This window comes from Lactobacillus sp. C449L (genome assembly GCF_059900815.1).
On sequence record NZ_JBWXGA010000133.1, the window covers coordinates 1 to 480 of the forward strand.

1 protein-coding gene is annotated in these 480 nt (G+C 72.3%); it reads left to right on the plus strand.

Annotated features, from left to right (window positions below; genetic code table 11):
- Positions 1 to 172: 172 nt before the first annotated feature.
- On the plus strand, positions 173 to 480 hold a 308-nt coding region (locus tag AC2JF9_RS08670; RefSeq protein ID WP_500726958.1), incomplete at its 3' end, for a hypothetical protein.

Sequence of the window (480 nt, forward strand, 5' to 3'; positions counted from 1 at the left end):
GCATCACCTCGAGCGCCGCTCTGCGGGTCTCCCGAATTCAGCGTGGCGGGGCACGGTCGACCCAGGAACCCCGCCCGGCATCGCCTGTCCGGACCCGTCCGCGCCATCGGAAGACGCGGAAGGCTGAGCGCTGCTCGGCTTCTGCGGCCCCGTATGGGAGGGGCCGCTCGGCATGGTCGGCCGTCGGAGGCTCGCCGGCGCGGCCTTGCGGGACGGTACTCGCCTTGCCCAAGAACCCGGTACGCAGGTCTTCGAGACGGCCTTGGAGCATCCGATGGGATTCGTGCGCGGTGACGTCTCGGTTCTCGGCGGGTCCGCCTTCCGGCTGACCCATGCGCGAGTTCCGCTCGATCTCGCCCCAGGGATCGAGCTTCCGGCCGGCCCCAGCGGCCTCGCCGCCGCCGAGATCGTGGTCGAGAACGGGCGCATCGCTCGGATCGCCCCGCAGGGCGGGAGCGGGGCAGAGGGCCTTCCCACCCT